Annotated in this window: 12 protein-coding genes and 1 tRNA gene; 3 read left to right on the forward strand and 10 right to left on the reverse strand. The window is 72.5% G+C overall.

Features of this window, described 5'->3' with window-relative positions; all coding sequences use genetic code 11:
- Positions 1-3: 3 nt before the first annotated feature.
- Positions 4-91: transfer RNA gene (locus tag AVL59_RS46395), tRNA-Ser, on the forward strand.
- A 218-nt stretch (positions 92-309) separates the two neighbouring features.
- Here AVL59_RS46395 and AVL59_RS46400 read toward each other — a convergent pair.
- The 5 genes from AVL59_RS46400 to AVL59_RS46420 all read right to left on the reverse strand — a co-directional run bounded on the left by AVL59_RS46400 (position 310) and on the right by AVL59_RS46420 (position 6072).
- Positions 310-780 (reverse strand): hypothetical protein, encoded by a 471-nt coding sequence (locus AVL59_RS46400; RefSeq protein WP_067316441.1) that lies wholly within the window; start codon positions 778-780, stop codon positions 310-312.
- Positions 781-887: 107 nt separating this feature from the next.
- The gene (locus AVL59_RS46405; protein ID WP_067316443.1) at positions 888-1583 is read right to left on the reverse strand and encodes a hypothetical protein; all 696 of its coding nucleotides are present in this window, start codon (positions 1581-1583) and stop codon (positions 888-890) included.
- Positions 1580-3232 carry a polyprenyl synthetase family protein gene (locus AVL59_RS46410; RefSeq protein WP_237281832.1) on the reverse strand — a complete coding sequence of 551 codons (1653 nt, stop codon included), beginning with the start codon at positions 3230-3232 and terminating at the stop codon, positions 1580-1582. The genes AVL59_RS46405 and AVL59_RS46410 overlap by 4 nt, the downstream gene beginning before the upstream one ends.
- On the reverse strand, positions 3225-4304 hold the full coding sequence (locus AVL59_RS46415; protein WP_237281833.1) for a hypothetical protein: 1080 nt from the start codon (positions 4302-4304) through the stop codon (positions 3225-3227). Before AVL59_RS46415 ends, AVL59_RS46410 begins: the two co-directional genes overlap by 8 nt.
- 163 nt (positions 4305-4467) lie before the next feature.
- Complete coding sequence (locus AVL59_RS46420) at positions 4468-6072, reverse strand: NHL repeat-containing protein (RefSeq protein ID WP_237281834.1); 1605 nt, start codon at positions 6070-6072, stop codon at positions 4468-4470.
- 631 nt (positions 6073-6703) lie between these two features.
- On the opposite strand from AVL59_RS46420, the gene AVL59_RS46425 reads away from it, so the two are divergent.
- Entirely contained in the window at positions 6704-7318 is a 615-nt protein-coding gene (locus tag AVL59_RS46425) for a hypothetical protein (protein WP_067316447.1), read from the forward strand.
- Positions 7319-7338: 20 nt separating this feature from the next.
- A complete protein-coding gene (locus AVL59_RS46430) occupies positions 7339-8202 on the forward strand; it encodes a lamin tail domain-containing protein (protein ID WP_067316449.1) in 864 nt (287 codons plus the stop codon).
- A gap of 56 nt (positions 8203-8258) precedes the next feature.
- On the opposite strand, the gene AVL59_RS46435 is transcribed toward AVL59_RS46430, so the two are convergent.
- From AVL59_RS46435 to AVL59_RS46455, 5 genes are all read right to left on the reverse strand, one after another.
- The gene (locus tag AVL59_RS46435; RefSeq protein ID WP_067316451.1) at positions 8259-9125 is read right to left on the reverse strand and encodes an SgcJ/EcaC family oxidoreductase; all 867 of its coding nucleotides are present in this window, start codon (positions 9123-9125) and stop codon (positions 8259-8261) included.
- Between the two features lie 2 nt (positions 9126-9127).
- Entirely contained in the window at positions 9128-9709 is a 582-nt protein-coding gene (locus tag AVL59_RS46440; RefSeq protein WP_067316453.1) for a hypothetical protein, read from the reverse strand.
- Positions 9710-10055: 346 nt separating this feature from the next.
- Complete coding sequence (locus AVL59_RS46445; protein WP_079147313.1) at positions 10056-10730, reverse strand: HNH endonuclease family protein; 675 nt, start codon at positions 10728-10730, stop codon at positions 10056-10058.
- Between the two features lie 170 nt (positions 10731-10900).
- Complete coding sequence (locus AVL59_RS46450) at positions 10901-11509, reverse strand: poly-gamma-glutamate hydrolase family protein (RefSeq protein ID WP_067316455.1); 609 nt, start codon at positions 11507-11509, stop codon at positions 10901-10903.
- Positions 11506-13293, reverse strand: coding sequence for a copper resistance CopC/CopD family protein (locus AVL59_RS46455; protein ID WP_237281835.1), 1788 nt, complete (start codon positions 13291-13293; stop codon positions 11506-11508). The genes AVL59_RS46450 and AVL59_RS46455 overlap by 4 nt, the downstream gene beginning before the upstream one ends.
- Positions 13294-13314 lie beyond the last annotated feature (21 nt).

A 13314-nucleotide genomic window follows, 5' to 3' on the forward strand; every position in this document is an offset into this window, starting at 1 on the left:
GGCGGAGGATTCGCCTAGAGGCCTAGGGCGCACGCTTGGAAAGCGTGTTGGGGGCAACCCCTCACGAGTTCGAATCTCGTATCCTCCGCCAGTGCCTCACCGGGCACGATGTCGAAGGGCCCCACTGTTCGCAGTGGGGCCCTTCGACGTTGTCCGTCCCAGTTTCCGTTTCGGCTCAGAGGGCCGGACCACATCCGTGGTCCGGCCCTCTGGCGTATGTCCGTCTCGGTCGGTCTTCCGGCCCGTCCCCCGGCAGTGGCTCCGGGCTGGGTGCCGGAGTCGCCGAGGGGCCGGTTCGTCAGGGGAGGATCAGTCCTCGTCGGGGTCGAGGACGCGGCCCTTGAGCCTGATGGGATTGGCGGCGCCCACCCGGAGCTCGCCGTCGGTGTAGCGGCCCGGCGTCGCGCCGTCGACGGCGGTGACCTGGGCCGCGTAGCCGAGAGCCTCCTGGTTGGTGGACAGGTACGGGTTGTGGGTGAAGGTCAGCTTGCGGCCCGAGTCGGCCAGCTTGCCCTGGGTGGTCTTCAGGTTGCCCTTGGCCTGGAGCGTGTTGACGTCGTGGTAGGCCCAGGAGAGCCAGCCGGTGAACGCGAAGCCCGTGGGTGCCTTGAGGGTGAAGGTGACGTCGCCGGGGTTCACCGGGTCCGGGACGGTGCTGAGGATGCCGAAGCTGAGGTGGGCCGGGACTCCGCCCGGCGCGTCCTCCACGATGCCCTGCTGGAGGATGTACAGCTTGTTCTCGGCTCCCGGCTGAACGGGGGCCTCGGTCTGCGTGGCCATGGTTTCCCTTCTGTGGGTGGGGGTGTCCGCGTGCGCGGATCCGCTGGTCGCGGGCTTGGGGGTGGGCTCGCTCACGGGCCGTCGGGGCCGGAGCCGGACGCCTCGGGTCAGGCGGGGTGCGCGGGGTCGGTGGGCGCGTGGTCGGCCAGCAGCGGGCCGAGGACGACGAGGGCGCCGAGGGTGACGTCCTCGTAGAGGTAGAAACCCGCTTCCAGAGGCGGCGGCTCGTCGTCGGTGCGCTCGTCGTCGTCGGCGTCGTCGGCGGCGGCGTCCGGGGTGGTCCCGTGTCCGGTGTCGTCCGGTCCGACGTGGGGGGCGGGCGTGGAGAGCAGGTCCGTGAGGTCCTGTGCGGCGCCCTGGAGGGCGGTGCGGGCGGTGCTGACCAGCAGGCGCAGGGGGAGGTCGAGGGCGTTGGCGGTGCGCTGGCCGGGGATCAGCTTCGCCGCGGTGGGGGCCTGTGCGGTGGCGGCGGCGAGCCACTGCACGGGCAGGACGCAGGCGGAGACGATCCGCTCGCGGGACATGAGGGGCGGGGGCTCGCCGTCGATCATGAGGTCCTCCCACTCCATGAGGTCGAAGAGGAACTGGCCGCCCTTGTAGAGGGGCCAGGGGCGGACCGTGTCGAGCAGGACGCGGGCGCGTTCGGGTTCGCGTCGGCGCAGAGCCACGCCGTGCCTGGCCAGGGTGCACAGGCACTGGCGCAGACAGCTGTTGGTGCCGCCGAGGAACGCGAAGGCCCGGTGGTCGGTCGAGGTCAGCGGGCCGGGGACGGTGGCGTCGGCCGGCGGGGGTGTGGTGGTCACAGTGGCCTTGAGGTGACGTAGTGGGCGATCTGCCGCAGGACGGCTTTGCCTTCGTTTTCGGGGATGATCCGCAGGTCTTCTTCGAAGCGGGCGATGCCTTCGGCGGCGAGCCGGTCGGCGAGGTCGGTGGCGTACTCGATGGAGCCGTGCCGGCGCATGGCGGCGAGCAGCTCCTCGGCGTGCTGCTGGGTCTTGTCGCTCCGGCGCTGCCGCAGGACGTCGAAGAGGCGCGGCCGCTCGTAGGTGCGGGCGGTGCGGAAGAGGTGGATCAGCATCACCGTGCGCTTGCCTTCGAGCAGGTCCCCCAGGGGCTCCTTGCCGTAGAGGGCCTCCTCGCCGACCAGGTTCAGGATGTCGTCCTGGATCTGGAAGGCGATGCCGATCAACCGGAACGCCTCGTCGAACCGGCGCAGTACGGCGGGGTCGGTGACGCCGGCGCAGACCGCGCCGATGCGACACGGGCTCATGCACGTGTACCAGCCGGTCTTCTTGGTGCTCATCGTGAAGTAGGCCTCGTCGGCCTCGGGGACGACCTCGTGGCGGATCCAGCCCAGTTCCATGGCCTGGCCCTCGATCGATTCCCGGCACATGTGCACGGCCTCGTGGATGAGACCGAGGGTGCGGACCAGGCCGAGTGTTTCGAGGTTGGACAGGACGGCGTCGACGGCGAGCAGGTTCAGCCCGTCACCGACGTTGACGGCCAGGCCCAGCCCGTGTTCCTCGTGCATGGTGGGCAGGCCGCGCCGATGGGTGGACTCGTCGGCGATGTCGTCGTGGACGAGGAAGCCGTTGTGGAACAGCTCCAGGGCGGCGGCGGCGCGTACGGCGTCGTCGGGGCGTCCGCCGAAGGCCGCGCAGGCCGCGATGGTCAGCGTGGGCCGCAGGCCCTTGCCCTGCCGGGCGGGATAGGAGCGCATGAGGTCGTACAGCTCGGCGCGCGGCTCGCGGTCCGGCAGCAGCCGTTCGATCTCCTCGTTGGTGCGGGCCCGGCACCGGCGCATGGTCTCCATCAGGTCCGCGTCACGGACGGAGTCCTCCAGCGACCAGCTGGTGCTGACGCGGCCGTCCCACAGCAGGCGCGCGGGCCTGACGGTGGTGTCGCCGATCAGCGCGGGTGGCGCGGGCGCGTCCTCGGGGGAGCGCCGGGCGAGGAAGTCCAGCGCCGTCCAGTCGACCGGCTCGGCCGCCGGATCCGGGGCGGCGGGCGCCGCACTTCCCCACAGCTGGGGCGCCTGTTCGCGGTAGACGCCCCAGAGTTCCTGCATGCTGCGCAGACCGGCCGCGCGCTGGGAAAGCAGCGCGAAGGCGCGCCACACGGCGAGGGCCTCGTCCCGGGAGCCGCGGACGTCGAGGCTGTCGGGCAGGACCTGGTCGACGGGCGGGCGCTGGAGGTCGAACAGCAGGTTCATGGCCCGGTTGTCGAAGACGACCTCGACGTCCGGGTCCGGGCAGCGGTCCTGGCGTACGACGATGCGGCTGTGCCGTGCGACGAGCGTGGCGTGGCTGCCGTCGTTGAAGTGCAGGCCGAGCCGGATGCCGCGCAGCTGGTCGGCGGCGGCGGCGAGGATGGCCGGCGCCCGGTCGGACAGGGCGGCCACGGTCTCGTCCAGCAGCCGGGCACCCGTGAACGCGGGCAGGGTCTCAGTCATGGGCACCACCGGCGAACTCCACGATGCCCCCGGTGCGAAAGCCGATACGGCGCCCGCCGATACGGCCCTCCACGGTGCACGGGCCGAGGGTCTCGTGCACGCTGAACGGGTGCAGGCTCGTCTCGGACGGGTTGGCGATCCGGCCCGCCGTGTGCGAGCGGAAGTCGAGGACGAGACGGTCGTCGCCGAGCCGGGCCGTGATCAGCAGCCGGCCGGGCACCTCGGCCGTCGACGGTGTGCCCAGCACGTCCGCCAGCGGCGGCACGATCACCACCCGGTCGCGGTCCAGGCCGCCGCTGACCGCGACCCGCAGGTTGCGGCGCGGAAAGTGCCGCACCATGCGCCCCTCGTGCCACAGCATCACCGACCCGTTGGCCGCGTCCGGCGCACCTGCGGGCTGGATCAGGGTGAAGACCACCGCCGAGGGCGGAGCGGCATCGGCCGGGCCCGAAGGGTCGTTGACGAACCCGAACACCCAGCCCCCGAGCGCGGGCCAGGACCACCGGCCGCGCACCCGCTCGTGATACCCCAGCAGGTCCGTCGCCGTGACCGTGCCGTCGCCGTGCCGCAGGGTGCCGGTGCCGAGGACGCCGGGCTCCGACTGCCACCGCAGGTGCTCGTCCTCGCCGAAGGGCGCGCACTGCGAGGTGCACGGCCTGCTGGTACGGGTCAACCGCACGTCGACCGCCGGTACCGCCGACCGGCCCGCCACCCGGAACGCGCCGGACTCGCCGTGCCGGTGCGGCAGCCGGAAGGCCGACCAGGGCAGTTCGGGCTGATCGGCGTTGAACTGCGTCGAACTCCAGCCGTGCCCCTCCTCGTGGACGAGGAGGATCGCCATGTGCTGGCCCTCGGCCGCCGTGCCGGTACCGCTGCGCCGCCCGTCGGCCGGGGCGCCCGGATCCGCGAGGACGGCGCCGGTGGAGGACCCCAGCACGGACAGGTTGGCGATCAGGGCTTGCCGGCCGCAGCGTGACAGGAACGCGTAGTGCAGCCACTTGCGGTCGAGTGGATGAGTGAGCGGGGCGTGCGGAAAGGGGCCCGGGGGCCCGAACCTCGGAAGGGTCGGCATGGACACATTTCGAAAGCTAACCCACAGTTGCCAATCTGTCACTTGAAGTAACGATCGGGCAGATGACCTGGTATTACAGAAACGTTCACTTCCGTATTCCGGGTTCTGTATCGCAAAGAGCCGTCCGTGGCGGACACTCCGCCACGGACGGCTCCGGCCCGCGTCAGTCCTCGTCGTCCCCGAGAACGGTTGCTCTCAGGCGTACCTCCGGCCGGCCCGCGATCACCGCTCGTCCGTCGGCGTACCGGCCCGGCTCGGCGTCCGCCCGGGCCCGGATGCCGAGGGTGTAGACCAGGGCCGCCGCCGGATTGCCGGGGGTGTTCAACCGGGGTTCGTCCGTCACCGACAGCGACGTGCCGCCCTCGCACACCGCTGCCGTCGGCTCCGGAGCCGCGACCACGGAACCGTCGACGCGGTAGTACGCGCATGTCGCCCGGCCCTCGAAGAGGAACCCCGTCGGAGCGGTGAAGCGGTGCTCCACGCGTCCGGGGGCCCAGGTGTCCGTGGACGAGACCCGAACGTGGATCAACTCACTGCCGCCGCGCGGGATTTCCAGCCCGACCTCCTGACGTACCAGCAGCCGCGCGGCCGTCGACGGCGTGGCGGCCCGGTCCGCGTCCTCGGCGCGCTCGCCCTCGGCGCGCTCGCCCTCGCCGTGCGGCTGCGGACTCTTGTCCCGTTCCCGCTCGCTCCCGTCCGGTTCCGGCTCGGCGGCCCGGGAGGCTCCGGTGGTGAGGGGCAGGGCCGCGATCCGGTGGTGGAAGTTGTCCGCCACGAGCAGCCGCCCGGTCGGGTCCACGGCCAGACCGCACGGATAGGCCAGCGAACCGCCGACGGTGTTCTCCGCCGCCTCGTCCGTCGCGGCCGCCGGGTCCTGCCCCGCGACGACGCGCGCCACTCCGTCGGCCAACCGCCATACGCGGTGTCCGTTCATGTCGGCGACGTAGACGGCCCCCTGGACGTCGACCGCCACGGCGCACGGGGCGCTCCAGTCGGCTGCCGTGGCGTCGGCGTTCCCGCCCGGCGGCCCCGCCAGCACCCGAAGCGTGCCGTCCGTGCCCAGCAGCAGCACCCGACGGCCCACCGGGTCGGCGATGTACAGCCGGCCCGACGCGTCCGTCGCCAGACCTGCCGGCAGGAACGCCTCCCCGGCGTCGGCCGCCCCTGGATGTCCGGACCGTCCGGATGCCGCGACGACCGTGCTGATGACACCGTCCCCGCCGACCCTGCGCACTCGGGGAGTGCCCGCCTCGCCGACGTACAGCGATCCGGAGCCGTCCACGGCCAGGGCGCAGGGGGCGTCCAGCCGGGCGCGGCCGGCGGGGCCGCCGTCACCGTCGCCGCCGCGGGAGCCGTCTCCCACGACGGTGCCGATGACGCCCGAGGGGTCCAGCCGGCGGACCCGGTGGTTCATCTCATCGGCGATGAACACGGCCCCGTCCGCGCCGACCGCGAGGGCGGCGGGGAAGCCGAGGCGGGCTCGCACCGCGTCGGCGCCGTCCCCGGCGAAGCCCCGCAGTCCGTCCCCGGCGACCGTGGTCAGCACGCCGGAGCCGTCGATCCGGCGGACCCGGTGGTTGGCGTGATCGGCGATGAAGACGGCGCCCTGTCCCACGGCCACGTCCGCGGGGAAGGCCAGCCGCGCCTCCGGCGCCGGCCGCCCGTCCCCGGAGAATCCGGCGGTGCCGTTTCCCGCCACGGTGACCGGCGGGTCGTTCCGGTCCGGGGAGACCGGCTCCCGCGTCCGGGCCGCCGCCTTCGCCGTCACGCTGTCACCGTCCGGCGCCGCCGCAGGGGCGCCCGGGCGGCGTCTCCCACCCTCCACGGCCTCGTCATCCGCATGTCCGTCTCCTTTCCGAGCCGTCGCTGACACCCCCTGCATACCGGCCGGGCCGACGCCCGCGGGAGCAGCGCACCGAGCGCTCCACCCGCACGAGGGAGGAGCCGCCGGGGACGGACGGAGAGGACGGACGGAGAGGACGGACGGCGGGGGCCGGGACGGACCAGACGGCCACGGGCGCCACCGGCTTCAGCGGGCGCTGGGCCGGCGCGCTCCGCATCCGTGCGCCCCCGCATGCCCCCGCTCCACTCGAACAAGTGACGCAGAATCGATCCCGCATTTCAAATGGGGGAACGGCTGCATATCGCCCGCGGGGCCCGGCTACCCATGGGCCTGGACGACGGCCCGGCGCATGCCGTTCGACTGCGTGACGACCCGACCGAAGCCTCCGGTGGCGTCCTGCGCTCCGTCCGCGGACACCGCTCTCATGGCGTCCCGTGCTCCGCGCACCGCGCGGAATCGGCGCCAGGCCCTGGCCGTCCCGGCGGTCCGGGGTGATCCGCGCCAGGACGTCCTTTTCACCGCACGCTTCGATCACAGCCCCAGGAGGGACTCGGAGATGGCCACTGAAGTGCAGTCCGCGAAGAAGGAAGCCTACAAACGGGGCGAGGATCAGGGGCGGGCCGACGCGCTGGCCGGACGCCCGTACGCCGACCCGCCACGCGACGGCACACGCGGGGAGAAGGACCACTACGCGAACGGCTACGACTGGGGTTACGAACAGGGCCGTGCGCAGAAGCTGGACCTGGTGGTCTGGCAGGAAGGAGGGGTCGAGGACGCCCCCGGTGGCCTGGGCACCACCATCAACATCTGCGTCCGTACGCCGAACTGGAGCGAGACCGTCGACGCCGGTGAACGGGAGCACGTCTTCACCGCCCCCACCGGATTCCGCTGGAACGGCATGGTGGGCGCCCAGTACAAGCGCATGGACCAGACGACGGGCGGCAGCCTGCCGCCCGTCCAGGCCAAGGTCGACGCCGACGGGCGCACGCTGACCTTCACCTACCACGTGCACCTGAACACGACCGACCAGGACAAGGACTGCATCGTCTACACCTGCGGTCTCGAAGCCGTCGACGGCGCCAAGCTCGGTCGCTACACCGACGGCGTCGCCCAGCTCGGCACCGCGCCCCCGGCCAAGCTCAAGGCCGAGGTCATCGAGGACGAGGACTGAGAGAGCAGGAGCAGGACACCATGACCACCGTCGTCACTTCCGGCGTCTTCCCGTCCACCACCCCGGCCATCTCCCCGGTCAACGGGCTGGGCACCGCAGACGTCAGATGGGGCAGCAGCGGCTCCCAGAGCGGGTACCAGTTCCGCGGCGCGGCCGCGGACGTCGAGCTCGACGGCACCGAGTTCGTCGTCGGTACCTTCGTGCACCGCAACCTCCCCACCACCGTCAGCCCGAGCAAGTTCAACGTCCTGCTCGCCGTCAACGTCATGTTCGAGGACGGCAGCACGACCGATCTGAACTTCGCCTTCCATCACTACGAGACACCCAACAGCACCGGCAGCAGTCCCGTGGACGACGATCTGGTCGATCTCCAGGAGTTCATCCACCCTCAGCCGGTCACGATCGGCGGGAAGCAGTACAGGGCGGTGCTGAGCGGGTTCAAGCGGGGCGGCCGGATCGTCCGGCAGTTCCGCAGCCCCGAGGGCGGAGTCAACTTCGCCGAGGTCGTCTGCATGTTCGCCTTCGACGAGCCGGACGTGATCATCTCCGACCTGCGCTACCTGGGCAGCGGCACGGGCCAGCCCGACGAGTACATCGAGATCTTCAACAAGGGCGGCGCGCCCCAGGATCTGACCGGCTGGATGGTGGAGTGCAAGCCCACCGGGCACGCCTACACCTTCCCGCCGGGGACGGTCATCCAGCCCGGCCAGCGCTACCGGGTCTACACCGACGAGGTCCGCCAGGAGTTCGGCGGCTTCTCCTTCGGCTCCTCCGAGCAGGTGTGGCGTGACGAGGGCGGCATCGGCCGCCTGGTCCACGACGGCTTCGTCGTGGACCAGTACCCCTACCTCGACAAGGGCTTCAACAAGACCGCCGCGCCGTAGCGGGTCCGAACGCGGGGCCCCGGCCGTCCGGGCCGGGGCCTTCGTCGTCGTCCGGTTCAGCGTCGGCGGGGGCCGCCGAAGCCGTGTTCCGAGAGGTCGAACCAGTTTCCTTCGGGGTCCATGGCCCGGTACTCGGCGAAGGGGCGGTCGGTGAAGCGTTCGGCCGGCTCCGGGGTGCCGGCCGCCACCAGGGCCTCGGAGGCGGCGGCCGTGTCCCCGATGTGGAAGCCGAAGTGGTTCATGCCCACCGGAGTCTCGCCGTCGAGCCGGTGCTTGATCAGGGCGAGGGTCAGATGGCCGTCGGAGAGGAAGCGGCTGCCGTCCGGATCACGGTGGAAGAGCTCCATCTCGAAGACCGAGGAGTAGAAACCGGCCAGCTTCTCCGGGTCACGGGCCACGATGGCCAGATGCCGGAGTCTGGGCCGAGTGGCGGGTTCGTCCACGGTGGAATCCCCCGCGTCGGGGGCCTGCCGCGCCTGGGGCGCCGCGGGGACCATGTTGTGGAACGCGCTGATCGACCAGTGGCGCTGCGCCGTCCGTTCCACGACGGCCAGCGCGTGCGTGGCGGTCAGCGGCTCGCCGTCCGGGGCGACGACGGTGGACTCCGCCTCGACCGTGGCCAGGTCGGGGCGGAGGAACCGGACGGCCACGACGCGTGCGTCGAGGGTGGTTCCGGCGTACGGCCCGTGGAAGAGGGCGTCGTGGCCGGCCTCGATGCCGGTCCGGCCGCGCGGCTTGTCTCCTCGTACGGTCGTGAAGTCGCAGTCCTCGGCGAAGCTCGCGGCGAAGAGCGCGGCGTCACCCGCCGCCCAGCCACGGGCCATCTCGGCCCACAGGGCCCGGATCGCCCGGGCGTCGTCCTGGGTGACGTCCCCGGCGCCGTCCTGGGCGGGGGTCTTCGTTCCTTCGGGCTGATGCGTCACTCTTAAGCCTCCACCAGTGAACGCGTACGGATACGCAGGGCGAACTCGGGGCACTCGGCGCCCTCGGCGGCATGCCGGGGAGGCGGGGCCCAGGCCGCCAGGGCGTGGTAGAACGCGCTGCCGCGTCGCTCCAGGTAGCAGATGATGTTGAGGGGCCACCGGGTCCGGCCGAAGAGATGACGGTCCATCGGAGTCGGGCGCTCGCTGAGCGTGTGGCCCCGTTCCGACGGCGGGCCCAGGCGGTGCCAGTCCGGGTGCATGTGGATGGAGCCGAGCAGGTCCATCCCCAGGGCATCGGCCTCGCGGGAGGCCCGGAGCAGGTCGTGGGAGTCCATCCACCAGCCACGGTGCTCGTTCTCGTACGCCGGGCCGAACTTCGGCACGATCGTCTCGCGGAACTCCTGTCGAGCCGCCGGATCACTGGTACGTGCGTTATGGCCGAAGGCGATGCGCCGTACCTGGTAGGTCGTCGCCTCCGCGCTGCCCATCAGGAGCGCGAAGCAGGGCAACGGGGCCTCGGGGGTGATGAGTCGGTACTCGCTCATGGCCGTACCGAGAAAGTCCGCGAGTGCCTCGTCGTCCATCAGGACGGTGGGAGGAGCACAGGCGGTGCGCAGAGGTGCGGAACCGTCGGGGGTATTACATCGGGCGTCCGGTAAGGCGGACTCGGATGTGTTCGTCACAGCGGACATGGGGGTGTGGTCTCCGTTGGGGTGGGGGTGGGGAGGCCCGTGGAGCGGATGCCCGGAGACGCTACTTGAGAGTTCACCATCTTTGCCCGGCCGCCGTGAATCGTGGGGTTTTCCCTACGGCTCGTTAGGGACTTGCGCCGGGCGGTGTGCCTGGCCCTCACGGAGTGCCCGCCGACCGTCCGGGCCACCGGGTGCGGTGGCCCGGACGGGCCGGAGGTTCAGGGTCGCCCGGCACCGCCTACGGAGCGGGCTGGTAGGTCACGTTCGTGCCGGGGCACGACTGTGCGAGCTGTTTGAGCGCGTCGACTTCCTCCGCGTCGGCGGTGAGTCCCCAGCGGAGTTTGGTCGCGACCCACTCCGAGAGGTACCGGCAGGTGACTTCGACGGTCGGCGGCAGCCACTGGGCCGGGTCCTGGTCGGCCTTGCTGCGGTTCGAGGCCGCCGACACGGCGACGAGGGAGGTCGGGACGTCGAGGTCGTTGGCGTAGGCCTCGCGCCGCCCGGCCGTCCACTGCGACGCCCCGGAGTCCCAGGCCTCGGCCAGCGGCACCATGTGGTCGACGTCCAGGGCGGCGGCCGAGGAGATCCACTTGGAGTCGTAGTACGACCACCAGCGCCCTCCGGACAGCTTGCAGCCCGGGAGGATCAGGGGAGGGTCGATCGCCTCGGAGATGAGCACCTCCGCCCGGGTGTTGCAGCCGTCGTTCGGGTTGTTGCCCGCGTTCCAGTGTTTGAAGCTCGTTCGCTGATAGCCGGTGCGCACCTCCGCCGCGACCGGGAGTGCGTGCACCGCCGTCGCGAGGGGCACGGTGTACGCCGGGGCGGAGCGGTCCCGCGCCTGGGCAGGCGTGGGGGCGGCGAGGGGCATGACGAGTACGGCCGCGAGGGCGGCCCACCTGAGGCTTTTGATCACGTCAAGCAGAGTTGACGTTGGATACCTCGTTCGAGGGGTTTGACTCGAATGAATGAGCCATATGGGCGCGCCAGTTCACCCGGGCACCGGGGGCGGCGACGACTGGATCGGCGGCCTCGCCCACGTCGTCTTCCAGGACCCCGAGGGCGCCGTTCCGGGTCGTTGCGCGGTCACCCCCGGGGTCGCGCGCCCAGGTGTCCGACCCCGGCGGCCAGTGCCGCCGTCACCGGCCGCGGGGGGACGTCCGGGGCGCCCTGGGGCTTTGCGGGAAGCCGGGTCCGGGCGCTCAGGGGGAGTTCGATCTGGACTCCCCCCGACCGGGTCAGGTTCACCGGGTTGCCGGGGTGGAGGCCGCGCAGGCCGCCCGGGATCCGGGCCATGTCCGTCACGGTGTCGAAGGCCGGGGCGAGGGCGACGAGGCTGTGGGCCAGGGTGGCTGCCGCGGCGCGGTTGCCACCGCCGAGGAAGATCGAGCGGGGGGCCTCGGGTCGCCGATGGCCGTGCAGGGAGATCACCAGCGTCACGGAGGCGAGGAACTCCTGGAGGGTCTCGCAGTGGGGTGCGGCCATCCGATGCGACGGGATGTGCACCAGGTCGCCCGCCGGCTGGGTGAAGACCAGGCAGCTGGCGCCCGTACGGGCCGCCACCTCGTGGGCCAGTTCCGCCGTGCCGCCCTCCTTGGTGCCGTGCAGGGCGATCAGCCCGATGTCCGAGCGGAGCGTCAGCGCGGCGGCGAACTCCACGCCCTCGATCACCACGCTCTCGGTCTCCACCGTCATCGCACCACCCGCACGGACTTCGCCACCGTCACCTGGTCCACCTCCGACACCCGTACCGTCACCTTCATCGTCCACGTCCCCGGGATCGGCAGGTCGAAGGAGTCGGCGGCCCAGTAGCCGCCCCGGTCGGTGACCCGGGTGTCCAGGGGGCCGACCTGCTGGGCGGGGAGGGTGAGGGCGATGCGCAGTTCGGGGACCGAGGACAGGCCGCCGTCGGGGCCGTAGACCACCGCCTGGACGGAGTTCGTGCCGACCCGGCCGGGATCGAGGGTGATCTGGACCTTGCCGTGGCCGCCGGGGGTGCCGACGTCGAAGGGGATCGTGGTGACCGAGGCCGTCGGGATACCGGTCGCCGGCGTGGTGGAGTCCGCCGCCTCGGCCGCAGCCCGGCCCGGCAGCGTGCTCGTCAGGAAGGTCGTCAGGACGAGAACCAGGACGCCCACCGCCACCTCGGCCAGCACCGAGCGGCGCAGGCGCTCCGGCAGCGGGTGGGGCGAGGCGGGGGGTTCGGGGGCCGGGGGGAGCGGTGGGCCGCCGGCCGGCTCCGGGACGCGGTCCCGCCGCGGTGCCTGGGGCAGGCTCGCCAGACGGGCCGTCCAGCGGCGGGAGCGGGACGCGGCCGCGAGCAGGACGGCGACCGCCACCAGCTTGGCCAGCAGGAGGCGGCCGTAGACGGTGTCGGTCAGCGCCTGCCAGGAGCCCAGGCCCCGCCAGGACTGGTAGACGCCGGTCACCACCAGGACCGTGACGGAGACGAAGGCCAGGCGGGAGAAGCGGCTGACGGTCCGGGCCGGCAGGGCGGCCGGGTCCGCGGAGGTCCGGCGCAGCGTCAGGAGCAGGGCCGTCAGGCCGCCCAGCCAGGCCGCCATGGCCAGCAGGTGGAGCGTGGCGGAGGTGATCGCCAAGGGGACCTGGAGGCCCGCCGAGGCGTGCTCCGAGGCCGCCCAGGTCAGGGAGAGGGCGACGGAGAGGATCGCGGCGGCCGCGAGGGCGGCCCGGCGGGGGATCCGTCGGCGCCGTCCGCGCGGGAACAGCGCGCAGGCGGCCGCCAGGAGGAGCAGGGCCAGACGGGCGAGCAGGAGTTCACCGGGGCGGGTCGTGGCCGTGCGGGTGAGCGCGGAGAGGGTGAACGCCCGTGCCGGGGAGGTGCCCTCCTCGTAGGGGGCTCGCAGGAGGAAGAGGGCGATCGTCGAGGCGGACAGGGTCCCCCAGGCGGCCAGCACCGGTGTGCGCAGGTGGGACCGCCCCGCAGGGCGGCAGTACGCCACGAACGCCGCCGTGCCGAGGAGCAGCGCCACCGCCAGGTAGGCGAGGTAGCGCGCGATGTTGTACAGGCTCGTCGTCGCCGGGTTCTCCGTGCGGTCCGGGAGCACGCTCGTGGTCGTGGCCGTCCGTTTGCCCACCGAGAACGTCAGCGCGCCGGACACCGGGTGGCTGTCCGCGGACACCACCCGCCAGGCCACCGTGTAGGTGCCGGTGCCCAGCCGGGAGGGCAGCGGGACGCGGGCCGTGTCGGAGCGGCCGGGGGCGTGGCCGGCCTCGCCGGTGCGCACCCGGTGGTTCCGGGGGTCGTAGACGCGCAGCGAGTCGGTCAGCAGGCCCACCGACTCCGTGAAGGTCAGCGTGACGTACCGGGGGGCCGCCCTGAGGACGGCTGCGTCGGCGGGGTCGCTCTCGCGCAGGGCCGCGTGCGCCGAGGCGGGCGCGACCGCGCCGAGGAGGAGCAGGAGCAGGCCCGCGCACAGCACGGTCAGCCGTCGCAGCCACCGGTGGTCGTCGCGCACCTCACCCCTCCCGTCCCTGCC

Source organism: Streptomyces griseochromogenes, from assembly GCF_001542625.1.
Taxonomy (GTDB): domain Bacteria; phylum Actinomycetota; class Actinomycetes; order Streptomycetales; family Streptomycetaceae; genus Streptomyces; species Streptomyces griseochromogenes.

Bases quoted from the DNA above. Each gene is read 5' to 3' on its own strand.
- AVL59_RS46400 (WP_067316441.1), bottom strand. From the start codon at position 780: ATGGCCACGCAGACCGAGGCCCCCGTTCAGCCGGGAGCCGAGAACAAG.
- AVL59_RS46410 (WP_237281832.1), bottom strand. From the start codon at position 3,232: ATGACTGAGACCCTGCCCGCGTTCACGGGTGCCCGGCTGCTGGACGAG.
- AVL59_RS46415 (WP_237281833.1), bottom strand. From the start codon at position 4,304: ATGCCGACCCTTCCGAGGTTCGGGCCCCCGGGCCCCTTTCCGCACGCC.
- AVL59_RS46425 (WP_067316447.1), top strand. From the start codon at position 6,704: ATGGCCACTGAAGTGCAGTCCGCGAAGAAGGAAGCCTACAAACGGGGC.
- AVL59_RS46430 (WP_067316449.1), top strand. From the start codon at position 7,339: ATGACCACCGTCGTCACTTCCGGCGTCTTCCCGTCCACCACCCCGGCC.
- AVL59_RS46440 (WP_067316453.1), bottom strand. From the start codon at position 9,709: ATGGACGACGAGGCACTCGCGGACTTTCTCGGTACGGCCATGAGCGAG.
- AVL59_RS46450 (WP_067316455.1), bottom strand. From the start codon at position 11,509: ATGACGGTGGAGACCGAGAGCGTGGTGATCGAGGGCGTGGAGTTCGCC.